The 25,990-nt window shown below is 72.7% G+C and carries 24 protein-coding genes; 16 read left to right on the top strand and 8 right to left on the bottom strand.

Going from position 1 to position 25,990, the window contains the following annotated elements; genetic code table 11:
- Positions 1-456 precede the first annotated feature (456 nt).
- Genes SCATT_RS09505 through SCATT_RS09515 form a run of 3 tightly spaced genes read left to right on the top strand, consistent with a single transcriptional unit; the run spans position 457 to position 3,279 of the window.
- Positions 457-996 carry a cysteine dioxygenase gene (locus SCATT_RS09505; RefSeq protein WP_014142789.1) on the top strand — a complete coding sequence of 180 codons (540 nt, stop codon included), beginning with the start codon at positions 457-459 and terminating at the stop codon, positions 994-996.
- Between the two features lie 28 nt (positions 997-1,024).
- The gene (gene cofD / locus SCATT_RS09510; RefSeq protein ID WP_014142790.1) at positions 1,025-1,981 is read left to right on the top strand and encodes a 2-phospho-L-lactate transferase; all 957 of its coding nucleotides are present in this window, start codon (positions 1,025-1,027) and stop codon (positions 1,979-1,981) included.
- Positions 1,978-3,279 carry a coenzyme F420-0:L-glutamate ligase gene (locus SCATT_RS09515; RefSeq protein ID WP_014142791.1) on the top strand — a complete coding sequence of 434 codons (1,302 nt, stop codon included), beginning with the start codon at positions 1,978-1,980 and terminating at the stop codon, positions 3,277-3,279. Before cofD ends, SCATT_RS09515 begins: the two co-directional genes overlap by 4 nt.
- A gap of 29 nt (positions 3,280-3,308) precedes the next feature.
- On the opposite strand, the gene SCATT_RS09520 is transcribed toward SCATT_RS09515, so the two are convergent.
- Positions 3,309-4,199 (bottom strand): DNA-3-methyladenine glycosylase family protein, encoded by an 891-nt coding sequence (locus tag SCATT_RS09520; RefSeq protein ID WP_014142792.1) that lies wholly within the window; start codon positions 4,197-4,199, stop codon positions 3,309-3,311.
- A gap of 666 nt (positions 4,200-4,865) precedes the next feature.
- Positions 4,866-6,269 (bottom strand): peptidoglycan recognition protein family protein, encoded by a 1,404-nt coding sequence (locus tag SCATT_RS09525; RefSeq protein WP_014142794.1) that lies wholly within the window; start codon positions 6,267-6,269, stop codon positions 4,866-4,868.
- Positions 6,270-6,359: 90 nt separating this feature from the next.
- On the opposite strand from SCATT_RS09525, the gene SCATT_RS09530 reads away from it, so the two are divergent.
- The 4 genes from SCATT_RS09530 to SCATT_RS09545 all read left to right on the top strand — a co-directional run bounded on the left by SCATT_RS09530 (position 6,360) and on the right by SCATT_RS09545 (position 12,392).
- The gene (locus SCATT_RS09530) at positions 6,360-7,118 is read left to right on the top strand and encodes a TIGR03089 family protein (RefSeq protein ID WP_014142795.1); all 759 of its coding nucleotides are present in this window, start codon (positions 6,360-6,362) and stop codon (positions 7,116-7,118) included.
- Positions 7,119-7,339: 221 nt separating this feature from the next.
- Positions 7,340-9,088 (top strand): LCP family protein, encoded by a 1,749-nt coding sequence (locus SCATT_RS09535; protein WP_014142796.1) that lies wholly within the window; start codon positions 7,340-7,342, stop codon positions 9,086-9,088.
- Between the two features lie 62 nt (positions 9,089-9,150).
- Entirely contained in the window at positions 9,151-10,707 is a 1,557-nt protein-coding gene (locus SCATT_RS09540) for an LCP family protein (protein WP_014627763.1), read from the top strand.
- Between the two features lie 17 nt (positions 10,708-10,724).
- Complete coding sequence (locus SCATT_RS09545) at positions 10,725-12,392, top strand: LCP family protein (RefSeq protein ID WP_014142798.1); 1,668 nt, start codon at positions 10,725-10,727, stop codon at positions 12,390-12,392.
- A 5-nt stretch (positions 12,393-12,397) separates the two neighbouring features.
- On the opposite strand, the gene SCATT_RS09550 is transcribed toward SCATT_RS09545, so the two are convergent.
- Positions 12,398-13,435, bottom strand: coding sequence for a glycosyltransferase family 2 protein (locus SCATT_RS09550; protein WP_014142799.1), 1,038 nt, complete (start codon positions 13,433-13,435; stop codon positions 12,398-12,400).
- Positions 13,436-13,600: 165 nt separating this feature from the next.
- On the opposite strand from SCATT_RS09550, the gene SCATT_RS09555 reads away from it, so the two are divergent.
- Positions 13,601-15,091, top strand: a complete 1,491-nt coding sequence (locus SCATT_RS09555; RefSeq protein ID WP_014627764.1) for an LCP family protein — start codon at positions 13,601-13,603, stop codon at positions 15,089-15,091.
- On the opposite strand, the gene SCATT_RS09560 is transcribed toward SCATT_RS09555, so the two are convergent.
- The 3 genes from SCATT_RS09560 to SCATT_RS09570 all read right to left on the bottom strand — a co-directional run bounded on the left by SCATT_RS09560 (position 15,063) and on the right by SCATT_RS09570 (position 17,032).
- Complete coding sequence (locus SCATT_RS09560) at positions 15,063-15,353, bottom strand: hypothetical protein (protein WP_157894822.1); 291 nt, start codon at positions 15,351-15,353, stop codon at positions 15,063-15,065. The genes SCATT_RS09555 and SCATT_RS09560 overlap by 29 nt on opposite strands.
- The gene (locus tag SCATT_RS09565; protein ID WP_014142802.1) at positions 15,350-16,234 is read right to left on the bottom strand and encodes an isocitrate lyase/PEP mutase family protein; all 885 of its coding nucleotides are present in this window, start codon (positions 16,232-16,234) and stop codon (positions 15,350-15,352) included. Before SCATT_RS09565 ends, SCATT_RS09560 begins: the two co-directional genes overlap by 4 nt.
- 270 nt (positions 16,235-16,504) lie before the next feature.
- Positions 16,505-17,032 (bottom strand): acyl-CoA thioesterase, encoded by a 528-nt coding sequence (locus SCATT_RS09570; protein WP_014142803.1) that lies wholly within the window; start codon positions 17,030-17,032, stop codon positions 16,505-16,507.
- Between the two features lie 96 nt (positions 17,033-17,128).
- On the opposite strand from SCATT_RS09570, the gene SCATT_RS09575 reads away from it, so the two are divergent.
- Both SCATT_RS09575 and SCATT_RS09580 read left to right on the top strand, forming a co-directional pair.
- On the top strand, positions 17,129-17,557 hold the full coding sequence (locus tag SCATT_RS09575; protein ID WP_014142804.1) for an ATP-binding protein: 429 nt from the start codon (positions 17,129-17,131) through the stop codon (positions 17,555-17,557).
- Positions 17,558-17,696: 139 nt separating this feature from the next.
- Positions 17,697-18,998, top strand: coding sequence for an LCP family protein (locus tag SCATT_RS09580; protein ID WP_042507630.1), 1,302 nt, complete (start codon positions 17,697-17,699; stop codon positions 18,996-18,998).
- A 113-nt stretch (positions 18,999-19,111) separates the two neighbouring features.
- On the opposite strand, the gene SCATT_RS09585 is transcribed toward SCATT_RS09580, so the two are convergent.
- On the bottom strand, positions 19,112-20,563 hold the full coding sequence (locus SCATT_RS09585; RefSeq protein ID WP_014142806.1) for an MFS transporter: 1,452 nt from the start codon (positions 20,561-20,563) through the stop codon (positions 19,112-19,114).
- A 143-nt stretch (positions 20,564-20,706) separates the two neighbouring features.
- On the opposite strand from SCATT_RS09585, the gene SCATT_RS09590 reads away from it, so the two are divergent.
- From SCATT_RS09590 to SCATT_RS09615, 6 genes are all read left to right on the top strand, one after another.
- Positions 20,707-21,615 (top strand): helix-turn-helix transcriptional regulator, encoded by a 909-nt coding sequence (locus tag SCATT_RS09590; protein WP_014142807.1) that lies wholly within the window; start codon positions 20,707-20,709, stop codon positions 21,613-21,615.
- A 217-nt stretch (positions 21,616-21,832) separates the two neighbouring features.
- On the top strand, positions 21,833-22,039 hold the full coding sequence (locus SCATT_RS09595; protein WP_014142808.1) for a hypothetical protein: 207 nt from the start codon (positions 21,833-21,835) through the stop codon (positions 22,037-22,039).
- A complete protein-coding gene (locus SCATT_RS09600) occupies positions 22,023-22,541 on the top strand; it encodes a DUF6879 family protein (RefSeq protein WP_014142809.1) in 519 nt (172 codons plus the stop codon). Before SCATT_RS09595 ends, SCATT_RS09600 begins: the two co-directional genes overlap by 17 nt.
- A complete protein-coding gene (locus SCATT_RS09605) occupies positions 22,531-23,361 on the top strand; it encodes a helix-turn-helix domain-containing protein (protein ID WP_078590680.1) in 831 nt (276 codons plus the stop codon). Before SCATT_RS09600 ends, SCATT_RS09605 begins: the two co-directional genes overlap by 11 nt.
- Before the next feature lie 123 nt (positions 23,362-23,484).
- Positions 23,485-23,943 carry a glycine-rich domain-containing protein gene (locus tag SCATT_RS09610; RefSeq protein WP_014142811.1) on the top strand — a complete coding sequence of 153 codons (459 nt, stop codon included), beginning with the start codon at positions 23,485-23,487 and terminating at the stop codon, positions 23,941-23,943.
- 70 nt (positions 23,944-24,013) lie between these two features.
- The gene (locus tag SCATT_RS09615; RefSeq protein ID WP_014142812.1) at positions 24,014-24,697 is read left to right on the top strand and encodes a class I SAM-dependent methyltransferase; all 684 of its coding nucleotides are present in this window, start codon (positions 24,014-24,016) and stop codon (positions 24,695-24,697) included.
- 66 nt (positions 24,698-24,763) lie between these two features.
- Here the strand turns inward: SCATT_RS09615 and SCATT_RS09620 are convergent, their stop codons facing one another.
- Positions 24,764-25,921: an acyl-CoA dehydrogenase family protein gene (locus SCATT_RS09620; RefSeq protein WP_014142813.1), complete on the bottom strand. Its 1,158-nt coding sequence runs from the start codon at positions 25,919-25,921 to the stop codon at positions 24,764-24,766.
- Positions 25,922-25,990: the final 69 nt, after the last annotated feature.

Raw genomic sequence — 25,990 nt, forward strand, 5'->3', positions numbered from 1 at the left:
TGCGGCAGGTATCCCGACATCGGGTTGAGCAAACCTTTCACCTGAGTGGTCAACCGGATCAGGTGAAACATTGGCGAGGAACCCGGCATCAAGTTGACAAGGCGGTCGCTCAGCCGCTCTGCTGGTACGCATGCCAGTGACCTACCTGCCCGCCCGGACTCGCGCCCGCGAGTTCCGCTGCGTCGTGCCGGTGCACTGTGCCCTCTCCTGTCGCCGCTGTCCGAGCTGCCGCTGACCCGCCGCGCTCCAGCGCCGACGACCGCCCCGCACCACGGCCGTCGTCCTCCGCCGGCCCCGGCGGACCCGTACGACGCCGGACCCGTGCCCACCCCGCCCCGGGCCTCCGGCACCACGGCACACCCCACGCGTAACGCGCCCGCACCGGGCCCCGGCGCCGTACCACCCGCACGGCCCCCGCCCGGCCCCCAGACCCGTCACGACCACGAGGACTCCCCCGTGCACCGCGCCACCCCTCGGCCGCCGGCCCCGCTCCCGCACTCCGACATCTCCATCGCCGGCGACCCGCTCGCCCTGCCCCACCTGCTGCCGCCCGTACCGGCCCACCCCACCACCGTCGCCGGCTTCGCCGGGCTGGCCCGCGCCATCGCCGCCGACCGCGACCGCTGGGCGCCGAAGGTCCGCTTCGACCCGGTCAGCCGCTGGTACGACCGGCTGGCCACCGGTCCCGGGTACGAGGTGTGGCTGCTCAGCTGGCTGCCCGGCCAGGGCACCGGCCTCCACGACCACGGGCCGTCCAGCGGCGTACTGACCGTGCTCCACGGGGAGTTGACCGAACGGGCGCTCGGCGCCGGCGGCGAGACCCGGCGCACCCTGACCGCCGGTCACCAGCGGGTCTTCGCCCCCGGCTACGTGCACGAGGCCGTCAACGACACCCTGGAGCCCGCCGTCACGCTGCACGTGTACTTCCCCGGGCTGACCGAGATGAACCGGCACGGCTGCGCCCGCCCGGCGGCACGGGAGTCGGCCGTCCACTGACCCCGCCGGGCCTGCGAGACTGTCCCCCATGCGCATCGTGGTACTGGCCGGCGGCATCGGGGGCGCCCGTTTCCTGCGTGGCCTCAAGGCAGCGGCGCCGGACGCGGAGATCACCGTGATCGGCAACACCGGCGACGACATCCACCTGTTCGGTCTGAAGGTCTGCCCCGACCTCGACACCGTGATGTACACCCTCGGCGGTGGCATCCACGAGGAACAGGGGTGGGGACGGGCCGACGAAAGCTTCACGGTCAAGGAGGAGTTGGCCGCCTACGGGGTCGGCCCCGAATGGTTCGGCCTGGGTGACCGGGACTTCGCCACCCACATCGTGCGCACCCAGATGATCGACGCCGGGTATCCGCTCAGCGCGGTCACCGAGGCGCTGTGCGCGCGCTGGCGGCCCGGGGTGCGGCTGATCCCGATGAGCGACGACCGGGTCGAGACGCACGTCGTGATCGACACCCCGGAGGAGGGCCGGAAGGCCGTCCACTTCCAGGAGTACTGGGTGCGGCTGCACGCCTCGGTGCCCGCCCAAGCGATCCTGCCGGTCGGCGCCGAGACGGCCAAGCCGGCGCCCGGGGTGCTCCAGGCGATCGGCGAGGCCGATCTGGTGCTCTTCCCGCCGTCCAATCCGGTGGTCTCCATCGGCACCATCCTCGCGGTGCCCGGGATCCGCGCGGCGATCGCGGAGGCCGGGGTGCCGGTGGTCGGCCTCTCGCCGATCATCGGCGGCGCCCCGGTACGCGGCATGGCCGACAAGGTGCTGGCCGCCGTCGGGGTGGAGTCCACCGCCGCCGCGGTGGCCGCGCACTACGGCTCCGGGCTGCTCGACGGCTGGCTGGTGGACACCTCCGACGCCGCCGCGGTGGCCGAGGTGGAGGCCGCCGGGATCCGCTGCCGCGCGGTGCCGCTGCTGATGACCGACGTGGAGGCCGCCGCCGCGATGGCCCGCGAGGCGCTGGAGCTCGCCGAGGAGGTCCGGTGAGCACGCCCGGCTACCGGGTGTGGGGCGTGACCGGGATCCCCGAGGTACGCCCCGGCGACGACCTGGCCGCGCTGATCGCCGCGGCCGGCCCCGAACTGGCCGACGGGGACGTGCTGCTGGTCACCTCCAAGATCGTCAGCAAGGCCGAGGGCCGCGTCGTCGCCGCCGACGACCGCGAGGCGGCCATCGACGCGGAGACGGTACGGGTGGTGGCCCGGCGCGGACGGCTGCGCATCGTGGAGAACCGCAACGGCCTGGTGATGGCCGCGGCCGGGGTGGACGCCTCCAACACCGCCCCCGGCACCGTCCTGCTGCTGCCCGAGGACCCGGACGCCTCGGCCCGCCGGCTGCGCGCGGGACTGGCCGCGGCGCTCGGCGTCGACGTCGCCGTGGTCCTCACCGACACCTTCGGCCGCCCCTGGCGCACCGGTCTGACCGACGTGGCGATCGGCGCCGCCGGCCTGACCGTCCTGCACGACCTGCGCGGCGCCACCGACTCGCACGGCAACGAACTCAACGTCACCGTGGTCGCCGTCGCCGACGAACTCGCCGCCGCCGCCGAACTCGTCAAGGGCAAGGCCGACGGGGTGCCGGTGGCCGTGGTCCGCGGACTGGGCCACCTGGTACGGGACGACGACGGCCCCGGCGCCCGCGCGCTGGCCCGCGGCGCGGCCGACGACATGTTCCGGCTGGGCACCTCGGAGGCGCTGCGGCAGGCGGTGACGTTGCGGCGTACGGTGCGGGAGTTCACCGACGAGCCGGTGGACGGGGCCGCGGTACGCCGCGCGGTGGCCGCCGCCGTCACCGCGCCCGCGCCGCACCACACCACGCCGTGGCGGTTCGTCCTGCTGGAGTCCGCCGACTCCCGGCGGCGGCTGCTCGACGCCATGCGGGACGCCTGGCGGGCCGACCTGGAACGGGACGGCTTCCCGCCGCCGAACGTCGAACGCCGGCTGCGCCGCGGGGACGTACTGCGCCGGGCGCCGTACCTGGTGGTGCCCTGCCTGGTGGACGAGGGCGCGCACGCCTACCCGGACGAGCGGCGGGCCACCGCGGAACGCGAGATGTTCGTCGTCTCGGCCGGCGCCGCCGTGCAGAACCTGCTGGTCGCCCTCGCCGGGGAACAGCTCGGCTCGGCCTGGGTCTCCTCGACGATGTTCTGCCGGGACGTGGTGCGCAAGGTCCTCGACCTGCCGCCGTCCTGGGACCCGATGGGCGCGGTGGCCGTGGGCCGCCCCGCGACGGCCCCGCCGGCCCGGCCGGAACGCGACGCGGAGGGGTTCGTGGAGGTCCGCTGACCCCGGCGGCCCCCGGCGGCCCCCGGCGGTCAGATCAGGCGGAAGTCGCGCGGCGCGAACCGGGGGGCGCGGCGCGGCGGCCGGACGCCGGTGAGCAGGATCAGCCGGACGGCCCGGTGCCGCTGGCCGGCGTAGGGGGCGAGGAGTTCCAGCATGCCGGCGTCGTCGGTACGGGCGCCGGTGAGCGCGTGGCCGACGACGCCGGGCAGATGGAGATCGCCCACGGTGACGGCGTCCGGGTCGCCGTGGGTGCGCTGGACGGTCTCGGCGGCCGTCCACGGGCCGATGCCGGGCAGCGCCTGGAGCCGGGCGGCGGCCCGCTCCGGGGTCATCGCGGCGGCCTCCTCCATCCGGGCGGCGGCCCGCACCGCCCGCAGGATCGTCGCGGAGCGCTTGGCGTCCACCCCGGCCTGGTGCCACCCCCACGACGGGATCAGCGCCCAGGCGCGCGGCGCGGGCATCACCCGCATCCGCCCCACCCACTCGGCCGGGCCGGGCGCGGGCTCGCCGTACCGTTGCAGCAGCAACCGCCACGCGCGGTACGCCTCGTCGGAGGTGACCTTCTGCTCCAGGATCGACGGGATCAGCGATTCCAGCACCAGCCCGGTGCGGCACAGCCGCAGCCCCGGGTGGCGCCGGTGGGCCTCGTGGACGAGGCGGTGGCGGGGGGTGAAGCCGGCGGGTTCGTCGTGGGCGCCGAGCAGCTCCGGCAGCCGGTCGAGCAGCCAGGCGGCGCCCGGGCCCCAGGTCTCGGCACGGACGCCGCCGTCGCGGGGGGTCAGGCGGAGGGTGGCGGGGCCGTCGGGGGTGCGGGTGGCTCGCCAGAGCGAGCCGTCGGGGGTGACGCGGAACGCGGGGTCGCCTGGTCCTCGGCGCAGGGGGCCGAGGACCAGGTCGAGGTCGAGGGGTGCGTTCGGCACCCAGTGCCGCGTGCGGGGCGTATCCACCGTTCCGAGGCTACGTCCCCCGTACGCCCTCCCCCGCCCCGGCCTCCTCGGGGTTCCCCCGATCCCCCGTCTCGTCGTGGCTGACGTCACAGATTGTTCCCCCCGCCCACCCGTGGCTGTATTCGTCCAACGCGGGATGCGCACTGTCTGCCTGGGTTCCGGGGGCCCTCCGGGGTGACTCCTCGCTCCAGGTATCCGCCACAGCTTGGCTCCGGCTACTGGGTCGCTGCGGGGACACCCCTGCACGCCCCCGTTCTGTTGTGTTCCGCGCTGCGGCACGGGGTGGGTGAGAAGGAGATCGGGGTGACCCCAACCTCCTCACTCACCCCCACCCGCGAAGAGAGGCACCCGCACGACGGCGCAAGGGGGTGTGCCGGGGGTGTCCCCGCAGCGACCCAGCAGCCGGAGCCAAGCTGTGGCGGATACGCGGAGCGAGGAGTCACCCCCGGCGCGCCACCGACCCCGTACCGGCAATAGGCGAAGCCACCCCGTGCCGAACCAAACCAAAACCCACCCCACCCCCCACCGGACAGGGGCGAACGGGGCCACCCGGAACCCTGAAACGGGCGAACCGGCCACCACGTAATGGCTGACCGCCAGCGCGAGCGAACCCGCTGATCAGCAGCGTGTAGCGGACCGTCAGCGGTGTTGGAGGCGGGCGGCGGCTTGGCGGATCTGGGGGAGGAGGGCGTACAGGCGGGAGCCGGGGCATTCGGTGGGGTAGCCGTCGCGGTGGCCGGAGATCGCGTGGAAGCGGGGGTGGGCGCCGCGCCGGTAGCGTCCGTTGCCGCTGGAGGTGAGGGCCGCGGTGCCGCGCGGATCGCGTCCGGTCAGACCGAGCTTCCACGCCGCGAGCCGTTCCAGCGCGCGGAGGGCCGCGGTCGGCGGGCGCGTCCGCTGGTAGTCGCCGAGGAGGGCGACGCCCATGGTGTGGGCGTTGAAGCCGAGGGTGTGGGCGCCCATGACGGCCTTGGTGATGCCGCCGGCCCGGCCCTCGTAGATCCGGCCGCACTTGTCGATCAGGAAGTTGTAGCCGATGTCCCGCCAGCCGAGGCTGCGGACGTGGTAGCGGTAGATGCCGCGGATGATCGAGGGCACCTGGGAGCAGCGGTAGCCGTTGCCGGTGTCGCTGTGGTGGACGAAGACCGCGCGGATACCGGAGGTGTAGAGGTAGCCGCCCTTGCGGAGGCGTTCGTCGGCGCCCCAGCCGCGTCGGGTGGTGATCGCCGGGCGGGGGGCGCGGTGGCCGCGGGGGCGTTGTCTGCGGGGCTTGTGGCCGTGTGCGGGCCGGCCGCCGGGGTCGGCCTCCCCGGCGCGGGACTCGGCCTCCGCGTCCTCCTCCGCCTCGGCCTCGGCCGCGGCCTCGTCGTCGGTGACGTAGGTGTCGTCGTCCGACCACTCCTCGTCCGACCAGTCGTCGCCGTCGGCGGGGTCGTCGGCGTCGGCGGGCAGGACGTCGTCCGCCTCGTCCTCGTCGGCGGCGTCGGGGCCGGGGTCGATCATGTCGAGCCGCAGTCCGGCGGGGAGCGCGGCGGACAGGGCGCGTACCTGGACGCCGTCGGCGGGGCCGGTCCACAGCGGGGCGGTGGCGCCGCGCAGGTGTCCGGTGGCGCGGTCCGGGGAGCGCTCGTCGGGGGCGTCGTCGTCGTTCACCTGGACGGGGCGCCAGGGGGACCACCGGTGACCGGACGCCGAGCGGGTGCGCACCTCGACGGTGCCCGCCAGCCGGGCGGCGGGGTCGTTCCAGGTGAGGCCGAGGAGCGAGAAGGGTGCGACGGTCCGGGCCGGTACGCCTGCCACGTCGCGCCGGCCCACCGCCCGGGTGCTCGGCAGCCGGGTGAGCGGCAGGGTGTGGGTCCGGCCGGGCACCCCGTGGGCGGCCGGGCGGCGCGACGGGTGCCCGGCGGCGGAACGGAACGCGGGGCCGGCGACGGTACCGGAGGCTCGGGTGGGTTCGAGCAGTTGCGGGGTGAGCGCGACCGCGCCCGCGCAGGCGGTGGCGATCGCGGCCGTGGTGATGGCACGCGTAGTGATGGCACGCATGGACAAATAGTGACACAACCGGCAAATATGGCGAGTCATCATCTGGTGGTACGTCAACCCGGCGACCGGCGGCCTCGTAGGCTTGGCCTCGTGACCACTACCGCCCGCACCCCCGCCGACCTGTTGCGTTCCGCGCTGGAGACGGATCCGGCCCGGCCGCTGCTGACCTTCTACGACGACGCCACCGGTGAGCGCGTCGAACTGTCGGTGGCCACCTTCGGCAACTGGGTGGCCAAGACCGCCAACCTCCTCCAGGACGACCTGGCCGCCGAGCCCGGGGACCGGCTCGCGCTGCTGCTGCCCGCCCACTGGCAGACCGCGGCATGGCTGCTGGCCTGCTTCTCCACCGGGGTCGTCGCCGATGTGCAGGGCGATCCGGGCTCCGCCGACCTGGTGGTCAGCGGGCCGGAGACGCTGGAGCGGGCGCGGGCGTGCCGGGGTGAGCGGATGGCGCTCGCGCTGCGGCCGTTGGGGGCACGTTTCCCGCAAGCGCCGGAAGGTTTCGCCGATTACGCCGTCGAGGTGCCGTCGCAGGGCGACCGCTTCACCCCGTACGCGCCGGTGGACCCGGACGCGGTGGCGCTGGCACTGCCGGACGGCACCGAGCTGACCGGCGCCGAGGTGGTGGCCCGGGCCCGGACGCGGGCGGCGGAGCTGGGCCTGGAGCCGGGGTCGCGGCTGCTGTCGGCGCTGCCGTACGACGACTGGGAGGGGCTGGCCGCCGGGTTGCTGGCGCCGCTGGCGGCCGGCGCCTCGGTGGTGCTCTGCCGCAACCTCGACCGGCTCGACGAGGGCGGCCTCGACCGGCGCCGGGACTCCGAGCGCGTCACCCACACGGCCCTCGGCTGACCCGCGCGCTCCGCCCGCCCCGGGGAGATCGGACAGTTTGCCCGGGTGTAAACGCAGGCAATTTGTCACGGGCGCCCGTCAGGCGCTGAACTGTGCAGCCAGTGTGGGCGGTTCGGCCGGAACGGGGCGGTCGCGCGTACACGACGACCGACCGAGACGACCGACCGATCGTGCGCCCGGGGGGTAGGCGCGGCGTGCAGTGACGGAGGGCATGGGCAACCGTGGACACGCAAGGCCCTGGACACACCGGCCCGGAGGACGCGGGGACGGACCCCGCCGACCAGTGGGTCCTGGACCCGGAGACCGGCCGTTACGAACTGCGGCTGGACGCGGCCGGTGGCGGGGGCCGCGCGGGTGACTCGATCGCGTCCCGTCCCACCGTGCACGGCACCGGGGTGAGCGCGGTCGGCTCGGACGGCGACGGCTCCGGGGGCGCGCGGTCCGGCGGGCGGCGTGCCGCGCGGGGCGGACGCGGCCGGGCCGCCGGATCCGGCGGCGGGCGCCGCAAGGCGCGCGGCCGGGCCGCCGGCGGCAGCCGCAAGCGCAAGGTGCTGGGGTGGTCGGCGGGCGCGCTGGGGTTCGTCCTGGTCGTCGGCAGCGTCGGCGCCTACCTGCTGTACCAGCACTTCAACAGCAACATCAGCACCGTGGACGTGGGCGACGCGGGCAGCGGCGGTCCCACCTCCGACGGTCCGCTGAACATCCTGGTGATCGGCACCGACAGCCGGGTGGGCCTGGGCCGCAAGTACGGCGACGAGGGCAGCGTGGGCCACGCGGACACCACGATCCTGTTCCACGTGGCCAAGGACCGCAGCAACGCCACCGCGCTGTCCATCCCGCGTGACCTGATCACCGACGTCCCGGACTGCCCGACCCGGCAGTCCGACGGTTCCGTCAAGGTGATCCCCGGTCAGCGGGGCGTGCGCTTCAACACCAGCCTCGGTCAGGACGGCCGCGACCCGGGGTGCACCATGCGCACCGTCAAGAAGCTCACCGGGATCGACGTCGACCACTTCATGATGGCCAACTTCAACGCCGTCAAGGACCTGTCGACCGCGGTCGGCGGGGTGGACGTGTGCGTGGGCAAGGACATCGACGACAAGGGCGGGTCGGGGCTGAAGCTGACCCGCGGTCACCACGTGGTCGCCGGGGAGCAGGCGCTGGCGTTCGTCCGTACCCGGCATTCGGTGGGCAACGGCGGCGACCTGGACCGGATCAAGCTCCAGCAGCAGTTCCTGGGCTCGCTGATCCGCAAGATGAAGTCGAGCGGGACGCTGACCAGCCCCACCAAGCTGTACCGGCTGGCGGACGTGGCCACCAAGGCGCTCACCGTGGACACCGGCATCGGGACGGTGAAGAAGCTCGGCAACCTCGCCCAGGACCTGTCCTCGGTCAACCCGAAGGACATCACGTTCGCCACCGTGCCGGTGGTGGACAACCCGGCGGAGACGGTGCACGCCACGGTGGTGCTCAACCAGACTTCCGCGGGGGACCTGTTCGCGATGGTGCGGGCGGACAACCCGCTCGGCGGCGCGAAGAAGCGGCAGCAGACGGCCGCCGGGCACACCGCCGACCCCCGGCAGGGTCCGAAGGCCGACCCGGCCCAGGTGCGGGTGAACGTGCTCAACGGCAGCGGGCTGCTGGGCGCGGCGCAGGACACGGTGGCGTGGCTCCAGAACAGCCAGGGGATCGTCCGGTCGAGCAACGGCGGCAACGCGGCGGCCGGTTCGCCGCGGACCACCCTGGTCTACGCGGCCGGCCAGGCGGACCAGGCGCGCCGGCTGGCCGAGGTGATGGGGCTGCCGGCCGCGGCGCTCGAGCAGAGCCCGGCCGGGACGGCGTCGGCGCCGATGACGCTCACCCTCGGCAAGGACTTCACCGCCCCGGGGCAGCCGTTGACCGCGCCGACCAAGGCGCCCGCGGATGTACAGCACGTCAAAGCGAGCGATCAGAATCTCTGCGCCAAATGATCAGAAACAGAAGGTAACAAGCAAGGACGCAACCACACGCCCGATTCGGGTGTCTTACGGGCGTGACACGTTTGTCTGAGCAAGCCCCCGGCGGTGGCGAGGCCGCCGGGGACGGGCCCGGCCGTCCCCGAAGCGGCGGCCGGCGGCTCGTCCTGAAGTGGCTCACCGTCACCGCGACCGTGGTGGTGCTGGGCGCGGCGGCGGGCGCGTGCGCGTACTACGAACGCCTCAACGGCAACCTGCACAAGGGCGACCTCAACCTGGGCGGCAAGCCGCTGGACAAGGCGCCGGCCAACGCCGCCGGGCAGACCCCGCTCAACATCCTGCTGCTCGGCTCGGACGGCCGCAACACCGCCGAGGACCTGCGGCTCGGCGGCTCCCACGCGGACGCCGGGCGGGCCCCGCTGGCCGACGTCGAGATGCTGGTGCACGTCGCCGCGGACCGCGGCAGCATGACGGTGCTCAGCGTGCCCCGGGACACCCGGGTGACCATCCCGCGGTGCACCGACCCGGCCACCGGGACGACGTACCCGCAGACCGAGGACATCATCAACGCCAGCCTTCAGCACGGCGGTCCGGGGTGCACGGTGGCCACCTGGGAGGAGCTGACCGGCATCCCCATCGACCACTTCATGATGATCGACTTCTCCGGGGTGGTCGCCATGGCCGACGCGGTCGGCGGGGTGCCGGTGTGCGTGTCGGCCAACGTGTACGACAAGGACTCCGGGCTGCGGCTGACCAAGGGCACCCATGTGATCGCCGGGCAGCAGGCGTTGCAGTGGCTGCGTACCCGGCACGGCTTCGAGGACGGCAGCGACATCGGCCGCACCCACGCCCAGCACATGTATCTCAACGCCATGGTGCGGCAGTTGAAGTCCGGGGCGAAGCTGACCGACCCCGGTGAGCTGATGGGGCTGGCCGACGCCGCCACCAAGGCGCTCACCGTCGACAAGGGGCTGGGCTCGGTGAAGAAGCTCTACGACCTGGCCGACGACATCAAGCGGGTGCCGACCGGCCGGATCACCATGGCCACCATGCCGTGGGACCCCGACCCCAAGGCGCCGGACGAGCACGTGGTGCCCTCGGCGCAGGCCGCGGCGCTCTTCGCGATGATCCGCGGCGACCAGCCGGTGGACGGCGGCCCGGCGGCGAAGCCGCGTCCCGCGCCGCACCCCTCCCCCGCCGACACCGCCGCCCCGCGCGACCGGATCGCGGTGGGCGTGGCCAACGGCACCGGGACGGCGGAGCTGGCCCCGGTCCCCGGGCGGGCGGCGGAGATCACCGCGCGGCTGGCGGCGCTGGGGTTCACCGAGGCGACCACCGACACCACGCCACGGGCCCAGGCCGACACCACGATCAGCTACCCGGACGCCGGGCTGAAGGCCGACGCCGAGGAGGTCGCCAAGGCGCTGGGCATCCCGCTGTCGGCGGTCCGCAAGTCCCCCGAGGTCTCGGGCATCACCCTGGTCGTCGGGGCCGACTGGCGCGGCGGCACCGGCTACCCCGCCCCCGCGCCGCCGCCGTCCGCCGACCGCCTGACCCACTCCGCGTCCGCCCTCAACGCCGGTGACACCACGGCCTGTATGCAGGTCAACGTGGCCGGCGGCTACAGCTGGTAAGAGGAACCCCGCCATCCATGAGCAGCACCGCCGACCGGGCCGAGCCCGCGGCGGCCTCCGCCGAGGCTGCCTCCCCATCCCGTCGCAGCCGTGGCGGCGCCCCGCCCGCCCCGTCCGGCGGGCGGCGCCGCCGCGGGCGAATACTGCGCCGGCTGGCGGCCCTGGTCGCGGCGGCCCTGCTCGCCACGGCCGCCGCCGGCTGGCTGTACTACCAGCACCTCAACCACAACCTGCGCAAGGGGCAGCGCAGTAGCAGCAGCCATGTCTCGGTGCCCAGGCCCAAGCCGAACGCGGCCGGGCAGACCCCGGTCAACATCCTGCTGATCGGCTCGGACGGCCGCGACAGCGCGGACGACCTGGCGCTCGGCGGCAGCCGGGAGAACGCCGGCGGCCCGGCGCGGGCGGACGTGGAGATGCTGCTCCACCTGTCGGCGGACCGGAAGCACGCGGCGCTGGTGAGCGTGCCGCGGGACACCCGGACGACCATCCCGGAGTGCACCGACCCGGCCACCGGCCACCGTTATCCGCCGGTCAACACGATCATCAACGAGTCGCTGGCGCGCGGCGGTCCGGGATGCACGCTGGCCACCTGGGAGAAGCTCACCGGGGTGTGGATCGACCACTGGGTGCTGGTGGACTTCGCCGGGGTGGTGCGGATGGCGGACGCCATCGGCGGGGTGGAGGTGTGCGTCAAGCAGAACCTGTGGGACCGGCCCACCCCGGCCATCCCGCACGGCGGTTCGGGGCTGAAGCTGACCGCCGGCACCCACACCGTCCAGGGCGAGCAGGCGTTGCAGTGGCTGCGTACCCGGGACTCCTTCGGCAGCGACCTGGGGCGGGCCGAGGCGCAGCACATGTACCTCGCCTCGATGCTGCGCTCGTTGCGCTCGCAGGACGTCTTCGGCGACGCCGGGCGGCTGATGGACCTCGCGGACGCGGCGACCAGGTCGCTGCGGGTCTCCGAGGAGATCGGCTCGGTCAAGGACCTGTACGACCTGGCCACCCAGTTCCAGGACATCCCGTCGGACCAGGTGACCATGGTGACGATGCCCAACATCACCGATCCGCAGGACGACGACCATCTGCTGCCGGACCCGGTGGACGCCCCCAAGGTCTGGTCGATGCTCCGCAACGACGTGCCGTTCGACGGCGCCGGGAAGCAGACCGCCGGCACCGGCGCGTCGGCGTCGCCGTCGGCCGGCACCTCCCCGTCCGCCCCGACGGTGACGCCCACCGCCACGGCGTCCGCCACCGGGGCCGCCGCGCCCGATCCGGGGACGGTCGCGGTCACCGTGGTCAACGGCACGGCCGACGGCGACGGCGGACAGGTGGTGCCGGGGCGGGCCGGCGACGTGGCGCACGCGCTGGCCGGGCACGGGTTCACCAGGGCCGCGGCGAGCGAGGAGACCGCCTCCCAGCAGGGCAGCGGGGTGACCTATCCGGCCGGGGGCGGGGGACGGGCCAGGGCGGACGCGCTCGCGGTGGCCCGGGCGCTCGGGCTGCCGGCCGGCGCGGTGCGCGCCGCCAAGGGCTCCGACCCGGTCACCGTGACCGTGGGCGCCGACTGGCCGGAGGGCACCGACTACCGCAGCACGCTGCCGCAGGCGGTGCCCACCAGCGCCGACGTCCTGCACGGCGACGACCGGCACGCCTGCATGGACGTCTACAAGCCGTACCGCTGGTAGGGGCGTCAGACCTCGGCGCGCCGCCGCACCGGCGGGCGGCGGGAGGCGATGACCTTGCGCGCCAGCGACTTGGGGCTGGTCAGGAAGCCCCAGCCCCACGACATGTGCATGGTGGCCAGCGCCAGGGGGATGCGTACCCGGGCGGCGGCGTCCAGGCCCTTGCCGGCCGGGACGGAACCGGCGGCGATGGCCACCAGGTAGCCGCCGGGGACGATCCAGCCCACCGGGTGCACCAGGGCGCCCGCCACCACGCCCGCGGCGATGGCCACCACGGCGGCCGGCGGGGCCAGGTAGCGCAGGTTGATCGAGCCGGAGTGGTAGCGGGCGACGACGTGCCGCCAGCGCCCGTAGTTGCGGTACTGCTTGGCCAGTTCGCGTACGTTGGGCCGGGGGCGGTAGGAGACCCGCAGTTCGGGCGAGAACCAGATCAGGCCGCCGGCCTCGCGGATGCGGTAGTTGAGCTCCCAGTCCTGGGCGCGGATGAACTCCTCGTTGTAGCCGCCCTGTTCCTCCAGCACCTCGCGGCGGAAGACGCCCAGGTAGACGGTTTCGGCGGGGCCGGCCTGGCCGCCGGTGTGGAAGGCGGCGTTGCCCACCCCGATCCGGGAGGTCATGGCGGCGGCGACGGCCCGCTCCCAGGCGTTCTCCCCCTCGGCGTGCATGATCCCGCCGACGTTGGCCGCGCCGGTCTCCTCCAGCAGGCGGACGGCGGTGGCGATGTAGTCGGGGGAGAGCATGCCGTGGCCGTCGACGCGGACGACCACGGGGTGCCGGGACGCCTTGATCGCCGCGTTGAGCGCGGCGGGGGTGCGGCCGGTGGGGTTGGGCACGGTACGGACCCGGGGGTCCTCGGCGACGAGTTGCGCGGCGATCTCGTCGGTGCGGTCGTCGGAGGGGCCGAGGGCGATCACCACCTCCAGCTCGCCCGGGTAGTCCTGCTCCAGGATGTGCCTGACGGATTCGCGCAGGTGTCGTTCCTCGTTGAGCACCGGCATGATCACGGAGACCGCGGGGGTGGCGGTACGCAAAGGCTGGGCGTTCACCGGCGTCACGTTACCGCGAACGGGCCAGGGCGGATCGATCGGCCGGGTGGCCGGGGCGGGGCGGCGGCGTGGGAGCGCGGGCGGTACCGGACGGCGGCCTAGAGTGAACGTTTCTCCAGGCCCCCACCGGCCCGGTACCGGCCCGCTTCCGCGGAGGTGCGTTGGATGACCGCCCCTGTTGCCCGCCGCAGGCTGCGCAAACGGCGCGTGATGCGGCTGGCCGGAGCCGTCTCGCTGGCCGTGCTGACCACCAGCGGGCTCTCCCACATCGCGGTGGGCGGCCTGGGGCACGCGATCACCCGGGTGGACCCCTTCACGGGGCTGGGCCGGCGCCCCGCGGTGGGCGCCGGGCAGAACTTCCTGCTGGTCGGCACCGACGGCCGGGACCGGATCGGGGAACGGGACCGGGAGCGCTACCGGCTCGGCGGCGAGCCGTGCCACTGCACCGACACCATGATGCTGCTCCACCTGTCCGCCGACCGCTCCCGGCTGAGCGTGGTCGGCATCCCCCGCGACACCTACGTGGAGCTGCCCGCCCCCCACGGCGGCCGGCCGCGCCCCGCCAAGCTCAACGCCGCCTACGCGGTCGGCGGCCCGGGGCTGACCGTCCGTACCGTCGAGCGGCTCACCGGGGTGCGCGTCGACCACTACCTGGAGCTGGACTTCACCAGCTTCATGCGCACCGTCGACGCGGTCGGCGGGGTGCCGGTGTGCACCGCCCGCCCGCTGCACGACCCCAAGTCGGGGCTGGAGCTGCCGGCCGGCACCACCGTGCTGGACGGCGGCCGGGCGTTGCAGTACGTGCGCTCCCGGTACCTGGACGGCTCCGCCGACCTGGGCCGGATGCAGCGCCAGCAGCGGTTCGTGGCCCAGCTGATCCACCGGGCGACGGGCAGCGGGGTGCTGCTCAACCCGGTGCGGCTGTCCACCACGATCGGCTCGGCGCTCTCCTCGGTGCGCGCCGACAAGGGGCTGACCACCACCGATCTGCTCGACCTGGCCGGTACGGTGCGCGGTTTCACGCCCGCCTCGGCCGAGTTCGCCTCGGTCCCGGTGGCCGAGGCCGACCACCAGGTGCCGGGGGTCGGGTCGACGGTGCGGTGGGACCGGCGGCGGGCGGAGCGCCTCTTCGCGGCGGTGCGGCGGGACGAGCCGCTGGCGGCGGCCCGGGAGGAACGGGAGCACGACGGGGCGCCCGGTCCGGGGACGCGGGCGCCCGGCGGCGTCCGGAGCGCGGCGGCGTCCGGGCCGGGGCGCCCGCACGACCCGGCCCGGCCCCGGGTGCCGGTCCCGGTCGATCCGGCCACCGTCACGGTGCAGGTGATGACCGATGGCCCGCGCGGCCGGCTGGTCGCCGACGAGCTGCGGGCCACCGGTTTCCGGGTCGTCTCCGCGCCCCACCGCCGGCTGTGGTGGACGCCCCCGCACACGGTGATCGACTACGACCCCGGCCGGATCCGTTCGGCCCGTTCGCTGGCGGCGGCGCTGCCGGGGGCGGAGCCGCGTCCGCAGGAGGGCCTGGGGGCGGTGCTGCGGGTGACGGCGGGTGAGGACTTCGCCGGGGTCACCCCGGTGCGCCCGGACAACCCGGCGCCCAGGGTCAACCCGGCCACCGGGGTCGGTGCGGTCACCGGGGACCAGGTGGTGTGCCCCTGACGAGCCCGCCGACGACGCCGGTGGTCTCGTCGCCGTCGTGGTCGCTGCCGGCGGTGCCGGAGCCGGCCTGGGCGTTGAGGGTGCGGTCGATCTCCAGCCAGGAATCGGCGTGGGAATTGTCGATCAGGGTGAATCCGCTGCCGCCGGGCGGGTTTTGTCCGGCGACCGCGGTGGTCGTCGGCACGGTGAGCGCGAGCACGGTGGACGCGGTGACGGTGAGGGCTTTTCCGTAATGCCGCCGAAGTGGCACCGGACGGGTCATGAGACAGCCGTGGCGAGGGGTTGCGGAATGATTTCGGCCGGGGGCGCGTGGTGGCGGCTGATGTTCTTCTCCAGCAGTTCGGTGGAGACCTTCACCCCGACGCCGTTCTCCCCCATTTCCGGCAGCCGGCCGTCGGCGGCCTTGAGTTCGGCCAGCGCGGTGTCGATGGCGGTGTGCGCGGCGAACAGGCAGGGCGTGCTGTAGATGGCGACGTCCACGCCGAGTTCGGTGAGTTCGGGGAGGGAGATCCGGGGGGACTTGCCGCCGGCGATCTGGTTGAACAGCAGTGGTTTGCCGCCGATCACCTTGCGTACCTTGCGGATCCACTCGACGCTGCGGACCCCGTCGACCAGCACCACGTCGGCGTCGGTCTCGGCGAGCGCGGCGGCCCGGCGCAGGATCTCGTCCTCCTCGGTGGCGTCGGTGCGGGCCACCACGAGCAGGTCGCGGCGGCTTTCGAGGACCAGCTCCAGCTTGGCGAGGTACTCCTCCAGCGGCAGGATGAGCTTGCCGTCGGCGTGGCCGCAGCGGCGCGGCCGGCGCTGGTCCTCCAGGATCACCCCGGAGGCGCCGGCCTTCTCCAGCCGCTGCACGACGTGGCAGGCGACCTCCGGGTCGACGTAGCCGTCGTCGATGTCGACCAGCAGGTGGTGGTGGGGGAAGGCGAGCCGCAGCCGTTCGACGAAGGCGACCATGTCGGGCCAGGCGATGAAGCCGATGTCCGGCAGCCCGTAGTACGAGGCGGCGAAGCCGAAACCGGAGACGAAGAACCCGTTGTAGTGGCGGGCGGCGATCGACGCGGAATACATGTCGTAGATCCCGATCAGCGGTGTGGTCCGCGGACCGGAGATCTCCGTGCGCAGGGCATGCCCGTACCGCATTTGTCCTCCTTGGATTCCGGATGGGAACTCACCCGGGAAAACCGGCCGGCCGGATTTCCCGGGGCTCGCTCGGCAGCACCGCGCACGGCTTTTCGGCCATGCGCCGAGGACATGTCACAACGGACCTGTACCGGGCCTTACGTCCCCTTGGCGCGCCGGGAACGATGATGGCAGACGAGCAAAGGGAAATAAAGGCAACAGTAAAGAGTTCGCCAACTCATATCGTAGGATTAAGCCATCCGACGCACCGGGGACGTATCGCGGGGCCAGTTACTCGGCGAAGCCCTCGGCCACCCGCTGGTCGCGCAGCTCCATGATCGCCCGGCGCCGGGCCAGCCGGTGGGTGCGCCGGATCTGCGCCTCCTGCCAGCGGCGCCGGTCCTTCTCCGTCTCCGGGGCCAGCGGCGGCACCGCCCGCGGCTTGCCCTCCGCGTCCACCGCCACGAAGACCAGGTAGGCGCTGGCCACGTGCTGGGCGGGGGTGGCCTCGTTCCACCGCTCCGCCATCACCCGCACCCCGACCTCCATCGAGCTGCGGCCGGTCCAGTTCACCTGCGCCTTGACGATCAGCAGGTCGCCGACGCGCACCGGCTCCAGGAACGCCATCTCGTCCATGGCCCCGGTCACCGCCGGGCCGCCGGAGTGGCGTCCGGCCACCGCCCCCGCCGCGTCGTCCACCAGTTTCATCACCACACCGCCGTGCACCGTGCCCAGCAGGTTGGTGTCGTGCGCGGACATGATGTGCGACAGGGTGATCCGCGAGGCGGAGGTGGGCTTGGCGGGAAGGGGCTCAATCATGCGTCAACGGTACGTCGGCCGCCCTGGACGCCCGCCGTGGGACCCGTACGCTTCGCTCGACCGGTCACACCAGGCGCAGCGAGAGTCGTAGGTGTCATGAAGCCCGATCTTCCCCCCATCGCCGCCCCCGTCCAACTGGACCACCGCAGCACCGAGTTGCGTCTGCTCGCCGATCCGCGCACCTTCGCGGCGGTCCGGCGGACGGTACGGGCGCAGCTGGGCGAGTGGGGGCTCGCGGAGCTGACGACGGCGGCGGCGATGTGCGTGACGGAGCTGCTGAGCAACGTCCACAAGCACGTGCCGTCGCCGCGGTGCGTGCTGAGGTTCACCAGGATCACCGGGGGCATCCGGATTTCGGTCACCGACGGTGACCCGGCGATGCCGGTGGTGTGCGAGCCGGACTGCCTGGCGGAGCGGGGCCGCGGGCTCTTCCTGCTGACCGAGTCGGTGGCGGACTGGGGGGCGCGGCCGGATCCGGTGGGCGGGGGCAAGGTCGTCTGGTTCGAGCTGCGTACCGATGGATGAGCACAGGGTGACCGGTGGGGCGCGGGTGACGTGGCGGATCCGGGGATCATGGGCATGACTGTGTGAACAATCCATCAGTCCTGCTACAACCCCGTCTCCGATGCTGTCCGGCTCCGGCGCAGCGGGCACACTGCACTGCATGAACGGATGGCCCGAGGGTTGGACCGACGACAGCGAGCCGGAAGGCGCCCGCGTGATGCCACACGTACGGCGGCCGGCGAATCCGGGCCGGCCGTACGGCGGCGGTTACGGTGCGCAGCCGCCCGTACCCCCGCAGGGGTCCGCGGCGCGGTCGCCGCACGCCGAGCCTCCGCTGCCTCCGGAGCTGTCGCCGCGGCGGGGGGCGGCGCACGGCGCCGTGCCGCGGCAGGCCGCCGGGGCGGGCGGTGCCACCACCTACCGGGCCGGGCGCGGCGGCGGACGCGGCGGGCCGGGCGCCCCCGGCGGGCGGCCGAAGAACTGGCGCAAGCGCATCGGCTACGGCGCGCTGACCCTGGTCGTCGTCCTGCTCGCGGTCTCGGTGGGCACCTACTTCTGGGCCGACGGCAAGCTCAAGCACACCGTCGACCTGGCCTCGCTGCCGGACCGGCCGGCGGCCGGCCAGGGCACCAACTACCTGATCGTCGGCTCCGACAGCCGGGAGGGGATGACCGACGCGCAGAAGCAGGCGCTGCACACCGGGTCGGCCGACGGCAAGCGCACCGACTCGATGATGATCCTGCACGTCGGTGACAACGGCGACACCCTGCTGTCGCTGCCGCGCGACTCCTACGTCACCATCCCGGCGTTCACCGGCTCCAAGGGCACCCACTACCCGGCGACCCGGCACAAGCTCAACACCGCGTTCGCCTGGGGCGGCGGGGCGCTGCTGACCCGCACCGTCGAGTACAACACCGGGCTGCGCATCGACCACTACGCGGAGATCGGCTTCACCGGCTTCGTCGGCCTGGTCGACGCCATGGGCGGGGTCGACATGTGCCTGGACAAGCCGATCAAGGACACCGCCTCCGGCGCCGACCTGAAGGCCGGCTGCCAGACGCTGAGCGGCGCCCAGTCGCTGGCCTTCGTCCGCGAGCGCCACCAGGAGGCCGACCAGGACCTCGGCCGCATGCGCCACCAGCAGCAGTTCCTGTCCACGCTGGCCCACCAGGCGGCCTCCCCGGCCACCGTGCTCAACCCGTTCAAGCTCTACCCGGTGCTCGGCGCCGGGCTGGACACCCTGGAGGTGGACAACGACATGAGCCTGTGGGACCTGGGCGAGATGTTCTTCTCCATGAAGGGCGTCACCGGGGGCGGCGGCAAGTCGATGACCGTGCCGATCGGCAACGCCAACCTGCCCACCCCCTCCGACGGCGACGCGGTGACCTGGGACAAGGCCAAGTCGCAGCAGCTCTTCGACCAGCTCAAGAACGACCAGGCGGTGACCGTCTCGGACAAGTGAGCCGGCCCCGGTACGCTGCCGGGAACGCCGACGCCGGGCGGGGACGTGGTGTCCCGCCCGGCGTTCGCGTTCCCGGCGGTGTGCCGGCCGCGGCCCGGACCGCTCCCGGCGGCTCAGACCAGTTCCTTCTTCCGCTTGGCGGTGCCGACGAAGATCCCGGACAGGACCGCTCCGGCCAGCACGATCGCCGAGTTGACGATCACCGCGACGCTCACCCCGTGGAGTACCGCGTGGGAGGTGCTGGCGGCGCCGATCCCGGCGGTGGCGATGGCGCTCATGATCGGGGTGCCCATGGTGATCCCGATCTGCTGGGTCATGGTGGCCAGGCCGGTGGCCATGCCCTGCTCGTCGTCGGGCAGGCCCGAGGTGGCGGTGACCATGAAGCCCACGATGGCCAGCATGTTGCCGACGCCGCCGGCGAAGGTGGCCACCAGCAGCAGCCCCAGCCAGCCGTGGCTCTCGCCGAGGGTGGCCAGCGAGGCGGTGGCGACCGCCTGGAGCACACCGCCGGTGATCAGCGTGGCGCGGGTGCCGATGCGGGCGATGACCCGGGCCGCGGCGACCCCGCCGACGATGGTGCCGACGCCCAGGACGCCGAAGGAGAGCCCGGCGGCCAGCGGCGAGAAGCCCAGCACCTTCTGCAGGTAGAGGGTCATCAGGAAGACCAGCGAGGTCTCGGTGACGAAGGCGATCAGGCCCTGGATGTTGCCGAAGATCACCGAGCGGCGCTTGAGGACGCGGACCGGGACGAGCGGGGCGGCGGCGCGGGACTCGATGGCGTAGAAGGCGATCAGCAGCAGCACCCCGACGGCGAGCGCGCCGAGCGCCAGCGGGTCGCCCCAGCCCTTGTCACCGGCGGTGGTCAGGCCGTAGACGAGGGCGAGCAGACCGGCGGTGACGGAGATGGCGCCGGGCACGTCCAGCTTGGGGCGCTCGTCGGGACGGGACTCGCGGATCACGGCGGGGGCCAGCAGCAGCACGGCGAGGGCGACGGGGACGTTGATGAAGAAGGCCCAGCGCCAGGAGAGCAGGTCGGTCAGGACGCCGCCGAGGATGGCACCGGTGGTGAAACCGGCCGACATCAGGGCGCCGTTGAGGCCGAGCGCCTTGTCGCGCAGCGGTCCCTCGGGGAACGAGGAGGTCAGCAGGGCCAGCCCGGCCGGGGTGACGGCGGCGGTGGCCAGGCCCTGGGCGACCCGGGCGATCATCAGCATCAGCGGGTCGGTGGAGAGCCCGCCGAGCAGCGAGGCGCCGCCCAGCACGGCGAGTCCGACCAGGAAGAGCCGGCGGCGGCCCACGATGTCGGCGACCCGGCCGAACAGCAGCGTGAACCCGGCGGCGGCCAGCGCGAACGCGGTGACGATCCACTGGAGGTTGGCGAGCGAGAACCCGAGGCCCTTGCCGATGACGGGCAGGGCGACGTTGAGGATGGAGAAGTCGACCGCCAGCATGAACTGGGCGGCGAGCAGCACCACCAGGGTCAGCCGACGGCGGCCGGTCATGACGTTGTCGGGCGCGGTGTCCACGGCGAGCGCCGCGGTGTCGGGAGTGGTGTACGTCGTCATGCCGGTAAGACTGGTCCGCCCCGAGCGGCCCACCCAGCCCTCTGGTTTGCGTACCAATCGCGGGGTTACCAACGCGAGGGTTACCAATGGCGGGGTCATGCTGACGGCTCCTCGGCCGGCCGGGGAAGGTGCACACTGGGCCCATGGACCGTAAAGAGGGATCGTCCGAACTCGGGGAGTTCCTGCGGACCCGCCGCGCCCGCTTGCAGCCGGAGGACGTGGGACTGGTCAGTTACGGCAACCGGCGCCGGGTGCCGGGGCTGCGCCGCGAGGAACTCGCGCAGCTCGCCGGGGTGAGCGTGGCGTACTACACGCGGCTGGAACAGGGGCAGTCCGGCAACGCCTCGGACGACGTGCTGGACGCGATCGCCCGGGCGCTGCGGCTCGGTGAGGACGAGGTGGCCCACCTGCGCAACCTGGCCCGTCCCCGGCGGGCCAAGCGGCGCAAGGCCGCACCGGTGGAGTACGCCCGGCCGGGGGCACGGCAGTTGATCGCCGCGATGCCGGAGGTGCCGGCGGTCGTCCTCGACGTGCGCTTCGACGTCCTGGCGTGGAACCCGCTGGGCCACGCCCTGGTCGCCGGCCACCTGGACCCGGCCGCCCCGGACGACCCCGCCCGACGGCCCAACCTCCAGCGGCTGTTGTTCCTCGACCCGCGCACCCGGGAGCTGTATCCGCAGTGGGAGGACGAGGCCCGGCGGGCGGTCTCCAGTCTGCGGCTGTTCAGCGGAAGCAGCCCGGACGACGAGCGACTTGCCGAACTCGTCGGCGAGTTGTCCATGAAATCCGGGGAGTTCGCCGCCCTGTGGTCCCGGCACCCGGTGCACAACTGCACCTTCGGCCGCAAGTGGTTCCGCCACCCCGAAGTGGGCGAGCTGGAGCTGGACTTCGAGATGACGCTGCTCCCGGAGTCCGGGCACCGGCTGCTGATGTACAGCGCGGAGCCGGACTCCCCGTCCAAGGCGGCCCTCGGTCTGCTGGCCTCCACCGCCCGCCGCTCCCCCACCCGCCCCCCGGCCGACACCCCCGCCCAGACCCCCCACCGCTCCTGACCCCCGCCTCCCCCGCAAACCGCCGGCCCGCCACGGCGCGGCCCGGCCCCGCGGCCCTCGCGTACTCCCCCGGCGCGAGGGCCGTTGGTGTCGCAACGAGGTCAAATATCCCAGTACGGGAATATTTCCCAGATGCCGTAGACGGGTCTCGGTCGGGCCTCCTAACGCCTCCCCCGGGGGTCAGGGACCGGCCCTGACCAACGCTGAGGGGGGCGCCATGGCCCGTGAGGAACTGGCCCGGCTCACCGGTGAGGGGGATGGAGAGTGCGGGGGTGATGACTGCCCCAACGTCTACCTGACCGCGTCGGGATCGTTGGTGGTCCAGGGTGACGTGTCGAACGCCTTCGTCCCGCCGGACGGTGAAGCGCTGGTGGAGATCCCGGAGGCCGTTCTGAGGGAGGCCGTTCGTGCTCTTGGCTGGTGATGACTGGCGGAGGGCGTTCGACGCCATGGAGTACGAGGCGTGGCGTTTGGAGACCCTGCCCGTCTACCGGGTCCCGCAGGAGGAAGACGCCATCCGCCGCTTTCTGGCGGGGGAGCCGGTGACGCGACAGGCAACACAGCCTTGGTTCGACCGGGTCCAGGCTTACGTGGCGAGCGGACGCAGCGTCGGACGGGTCCACATCGTCACGCAACCGCTCTCGGACTACCTCCGCTTCGAGTTCGACCATTACCGTCACAATGTCGAGGCCGGGGAAGCCGTTCGCGTCCTCGACGTGACGAACCGCCCCAACCCTCTGGACGGGGTCCAGGACTTCTGGATGTTCGACCGTTCCCGCATCGTGCTCATGCACTACGAGGCGGACGGCACCCAGGTGAGCCGGGAAGTATACGGCGGCGACCCGGAGCCGTTCCGGGAGTACCAGCGCATCGCCCTGGCGGAATCGGTTCCCTTCGAGGAGTACGTGAAGGGTCTTGACGCTTGAAGCGGAGCGGCTAGGGAAACCGAAAGCCGACCTGGCCGAGACGTTGCGCACACTTCGGAAGCGAGTCGGGCTTTCCCAAGTCCGGCTCGCTCAGCGTTGTCGGATGTCCCAGTCGAAGATCAGCAAGTTGGAAACCAATGAGATCACGCCGACTCTGGTTGACGTCGATCTCATCTTGCGGGCGCTCAAAGCCCCTGAGCATGTGATGGCCGAGGTGACGGCCATGGCTCGGCTCGCGAACACGGAGTGGCACCCCGTCCGGGCCTCGTGGCGGCGTGGACTGGAGAAGCGCCAGGCGGAGCTGGCCGGTCTGGAGGCGAAGGCCACGGAACTCCGGTACTTCCTCCCGGCAATGATCACAGGGTTGTTGGCTACCCCCGAATACATTCGGGCGAGCCTCGAATATTCACCGGGAGACGTCTCCAGGACTGTGGCACGAAAGCTTGAGCGGCAAGCGGTGCTTTACGACGCCACGAAGCGCTTCACCTTTCTGCTCACCGAGCAGGCCATCAGGTGGGCCGTGGTGCCGGCCCCGGCCATGGCCGTGCAGATCGACCATTTGGCGTCGCTGTCCCATCTGCCCAATGTCCGGATCGGACTCGTGCCCATGGGTACGGTCATGAGCCGTGGCCCCATGAACACGTTCACCGTCTACGGCGAGAGACTGGCCACGGTCGAGACCTTCACGGGCCGAACCGTCTTCAGCGACTCCCGCGACATCGCCGAACACCTGGAGATCTTCCAGCAGTACGAACAGCTTGCCCAGTTCGGAGACGCGGCAAGGAATCTGCTTCGGGAATGGGCCGGCCTCTACCGTTGATCTTTAGTAGACAACGGGAATGACTCTCGCCTACATCCGTCAACCGGCGGACCATGGTCGAACCACGAAGCCGGGGCGGGGGCCCACGGGCGTTCACACACCATCCGACCAGGAGGAAGAGACGTGACGATCACGCATGCCGGCCAAGCCGAGGTCCTGGGCCTCATCAGCCCCGCCCTCCGGGCGCGGCTCATCACGGACGTGCGCAAGAACTGGCCCGACCTCACCGACGACATGGGCGAGCGCGGCGTGAACCAGACGGCGGCCTTCCTGGTCACCAGCGCCCGCACCACCGAGACGCTGACGCCCTCACTACGGGTGGACGCGTTCTGGCACCGGTTCATCCTGCGGTCGCAGGACTACGCCGCGTTCTCCGAGAGGTTGGGTGCCGGGTTCATCCACCACTTCCCGGACCCCTCCGAGCAGACCGATCCCGTCAAGGGCCGCGCCGCCCTGGAGCGGGCCACGGCCGCCATCGCGGCGGCCGGGTTCACCATCGACGCCGAGTTCTGGCCCGGAATGGGCGCTGCGGAGTGCACCCAGTGCCACGCTGGATGCACCGACAGCCCCGTGAACACGTAGCCACGGCAGGTCGGTCGGCCGCCCGGCGTCCTGCCGGGCGGCCATGCCCGTGGGCAGGAACGGAGGACATGTGACGGACCCCCGCAGTGCGGCATGGGACACGCATGCACACACCAGACCTCAACGGCGCACGACGAACGCCAAGGGCGAGACGACCTGGTTCAACTGGACCCAACATCCCGACCACGGCCCGGGGGCCGAAGCGCTCGGGCTGAAGCCCGGGGACAGCGTCCTCGATCTGGGGTGCGGGTCGGGCGGTAACCTCGCGCACCTGGCCACACTCGGCATGCGGGCCGTGGGAATCGACTTGTCGGGCGCCCAACTCGCCAAGGCCCGCGAACGCTGGGCGCACGTGGACGGGATGGAACTGCACCAGAGCGACGCCCTGGCCTTCCTGGCAGCCTCCGCCACTTCGTACAACGCGATCTACTCGGTGTTCGGCGCGGCCTACTTCACCGATCCTGGTCAGGCCCTGCCCGCCGTTCACGGGCGCCTCCTGCCCGGGGGCGTCTTCGCCATGTCGCAGCATCCACCGGTGGAAGGCTGCTACGGCTGCCAGGCGTCCTACATCCCGCGCGGGCCCGACGAGGACCCGGCAATCGTCAAGCGATGGGACCACCCCCCGGCGGTGTGGACCGGGATGTTGAAGAAGCACGGGTTCGAGGACGTGACCGTCACCGTCCTCCCCGCGCCGGAACACAGCAGGCGCCGAATCGGCACGCTGCTGGTCCGTGGGGTGCGCGGCTCGTCGTAGGAAGGGGGCCCGGCCGTCGACGGCCGGGCCCCCTTCGTCCGGGCAAGGCGGAGGTGCGGTACCCCGCTACGGCAAGTTGCGGGCCATCACGATCCGCTGGACCTGGTTCGTGCCCTCGTAGATCTGCGTGATCTTGGCGTCGCGCATCATGCGCTCCACCGGGTAGTCGCGGGTGTAGCCGTAGCCGCCGAGGAGTTGGACGGCGTCGGTGGTGATCTCCATGGCGACGTCGGAGGCGAAGCACTTGGCGGCGGCGCCGTGGAAGGTCAGGTCGGCGTCGCCGCGTTCGGACTTGGCGGCGGCGGCGTAGGTGAGCTGGCGGGCGGCCTCCAGTTTCATGGCCATGTCGGCCAGCATGAACTGGATGCCCTGGAAGTCGGCGATGGCCTTGCCGAACTGCTTGCGCTCGGTCACGTAGCCCTTGGCGTAGTCCAGGGCGCCCTGGGCGATGCCGAGGGCCTGGGCGGCGATGGTGATGCGGGTGTGGTCGAGGGTCTTCATCGCGGTGGCGAAGCCGGTGCCCTCGGCGCCGATCATGCGGTCGGCGGGGATGCGGACGTTGTCGAAGTAGACCTCGCGGGTGGGCGAGCCCTTGATGCCCAGCTTCTTCTCCGGGGCGCCGAAGGAGACGCCCTCGTCGGACTTCTCCACCACGAAGGCGCTGATGCCCTTGGAGCGCTTCTCGGGGTCGGTGACGGCCATCACCGTGTAGTACTCGGAGACGCCCGCGTTGGTGATCCACCGCTTGACGCCGTTGAGCACGTAGGAGTCGCCGTCGCGTACCGCGCGGGTCTTCATGCCGGCCGCGTCCGAGCCCGCCTCCGGCTCCGACAGGCAGTAGGAGAACATCGCGTCGCCCTTGGCCAGCGGCCCCAGGTACTTCTTCTTCAGCTCCTCGGAGCCGGAGAGGATCACCGGCAGCGAGCCGAGCTTGTTGACCGCCGGGATCAGCGAGGAGGAGGCGCAGGCGCGGGCCACCTCCTCGATCACCAGCACGGTGGCGAGCGCGTCGGCGCCGGCGCCGCCGTAGGACTCCGGGACGTGGACCGCGTGCAGGTCGGCGGCGACCAGGGCGTCGTGCGCCTCCTGCGGGAAACGCGCCTGCTCGTCGACGTCCGCGGCGAACGGTGCGATCTTCGCCTCGGCGAGCGAACGCACCGTCTCACGGAGCATCTCGTGCTCCTCGGAGAGGCGGTAGAGATCGAATTCGTTGGAACCCGCCAAGGCGTCTCACTCCCGACATCCGCATAACCGTGCCCGCCGTGCGGGCGCGCCTGCTAATTACCGTTAAGT

The organism is Streptantibioticus cattleyicolor NRRL 8057 = DSM 46488 (assembly GCF_000240165.1).
Lineage (GTDB): Bacteria > Actinomycetota > Actinomycetes > Streptomycetales > Streptomycetaceae > Streptantibioticus > Streptantibioticus cattleyicolor.

Coding starts and splice junctions, on each gene's coding strand:
- cofD (WP_014142790.1), top strand. CDS start 1,025: ATGCGCATCGTGGTACTGGCCGGCGGCATCGGGGGCGCCCGTTTCCTG.
- SCATT_RS09525 (WP_014142794.1), bottom strand. CDS start 6,269: ATGCGTGCCATCACTACGCGTGCCATCACCACGGCCGCGATCGCCACC.
- SCATT_RS09545 (WP_014142798.1), top strand. CDS start 10,725: ATGAGCAGCACCGCCGACCGGGCCGAGCCCGCGGCGGCCTCCGCCGAG.
- SCATT_RS09555 (WP_014627764.1), top strand. CDS start 13,601: ATGACCGCCCCTGTTGCCCGCCGCAGGCTGCGCAAACGGCGCGTGATG.
- SCATT_RS09560 (WP_157894822.1), bottom strand. CDS start 15,353: ATGACCCGTCCGGTGCCACTTCGGCGGCATTACGGAAAAGCCCTCACC.
- SCATT_RS09565 (WP_014142802.1), bottom strand. CDS start 16,234: ATGCGGTACGGGCATGCCCTGCGCACGGAGATCTCCGGTCCGCGGACC.
- SCATT_RS09570 (WP_014142803.1), bottom strand. CDS start 17,032: ATGATTGAGCCCCTTCCCGCCAAGCCCACCTCCGCCTCGCGGATCACC.
- SCATT_RS09575 (WP_014142804.1), top strand. CDS start 17,129: ATGAAGCCCGATCTTCCCCCCATCGCCGCCCCCGTCCAACTGGACCAC.
- SCATT_RS09580 (WP_042507630.1), top strand. CDS start 17,697: ATGAACGGATGGCCCGAGGGTTGGACCGACGACAGCGAGCCGGAAGGC.
- SCATT_RS09585 (WP_014142806.1), bottom strand. CDS start 20,563: ATGACGACGTACACCACTCCCGACACCGCGGCGCTCGCCGTGGACACC.
- SCATT_RS09590 (WP_014142807.1), top strand. CDS start 20,707: ATGGACCGTAAAGAGGGATCGTCCGAACTCGGGGAGTTCCTGCGGACC.
- SCATT_RS09595 (WP_014142808.1), top strand. CDS start 21,833: ATGGCCCGTGAGGAACTGGCCCGGCTCACCGGTGAGGGGGATGGAGAG.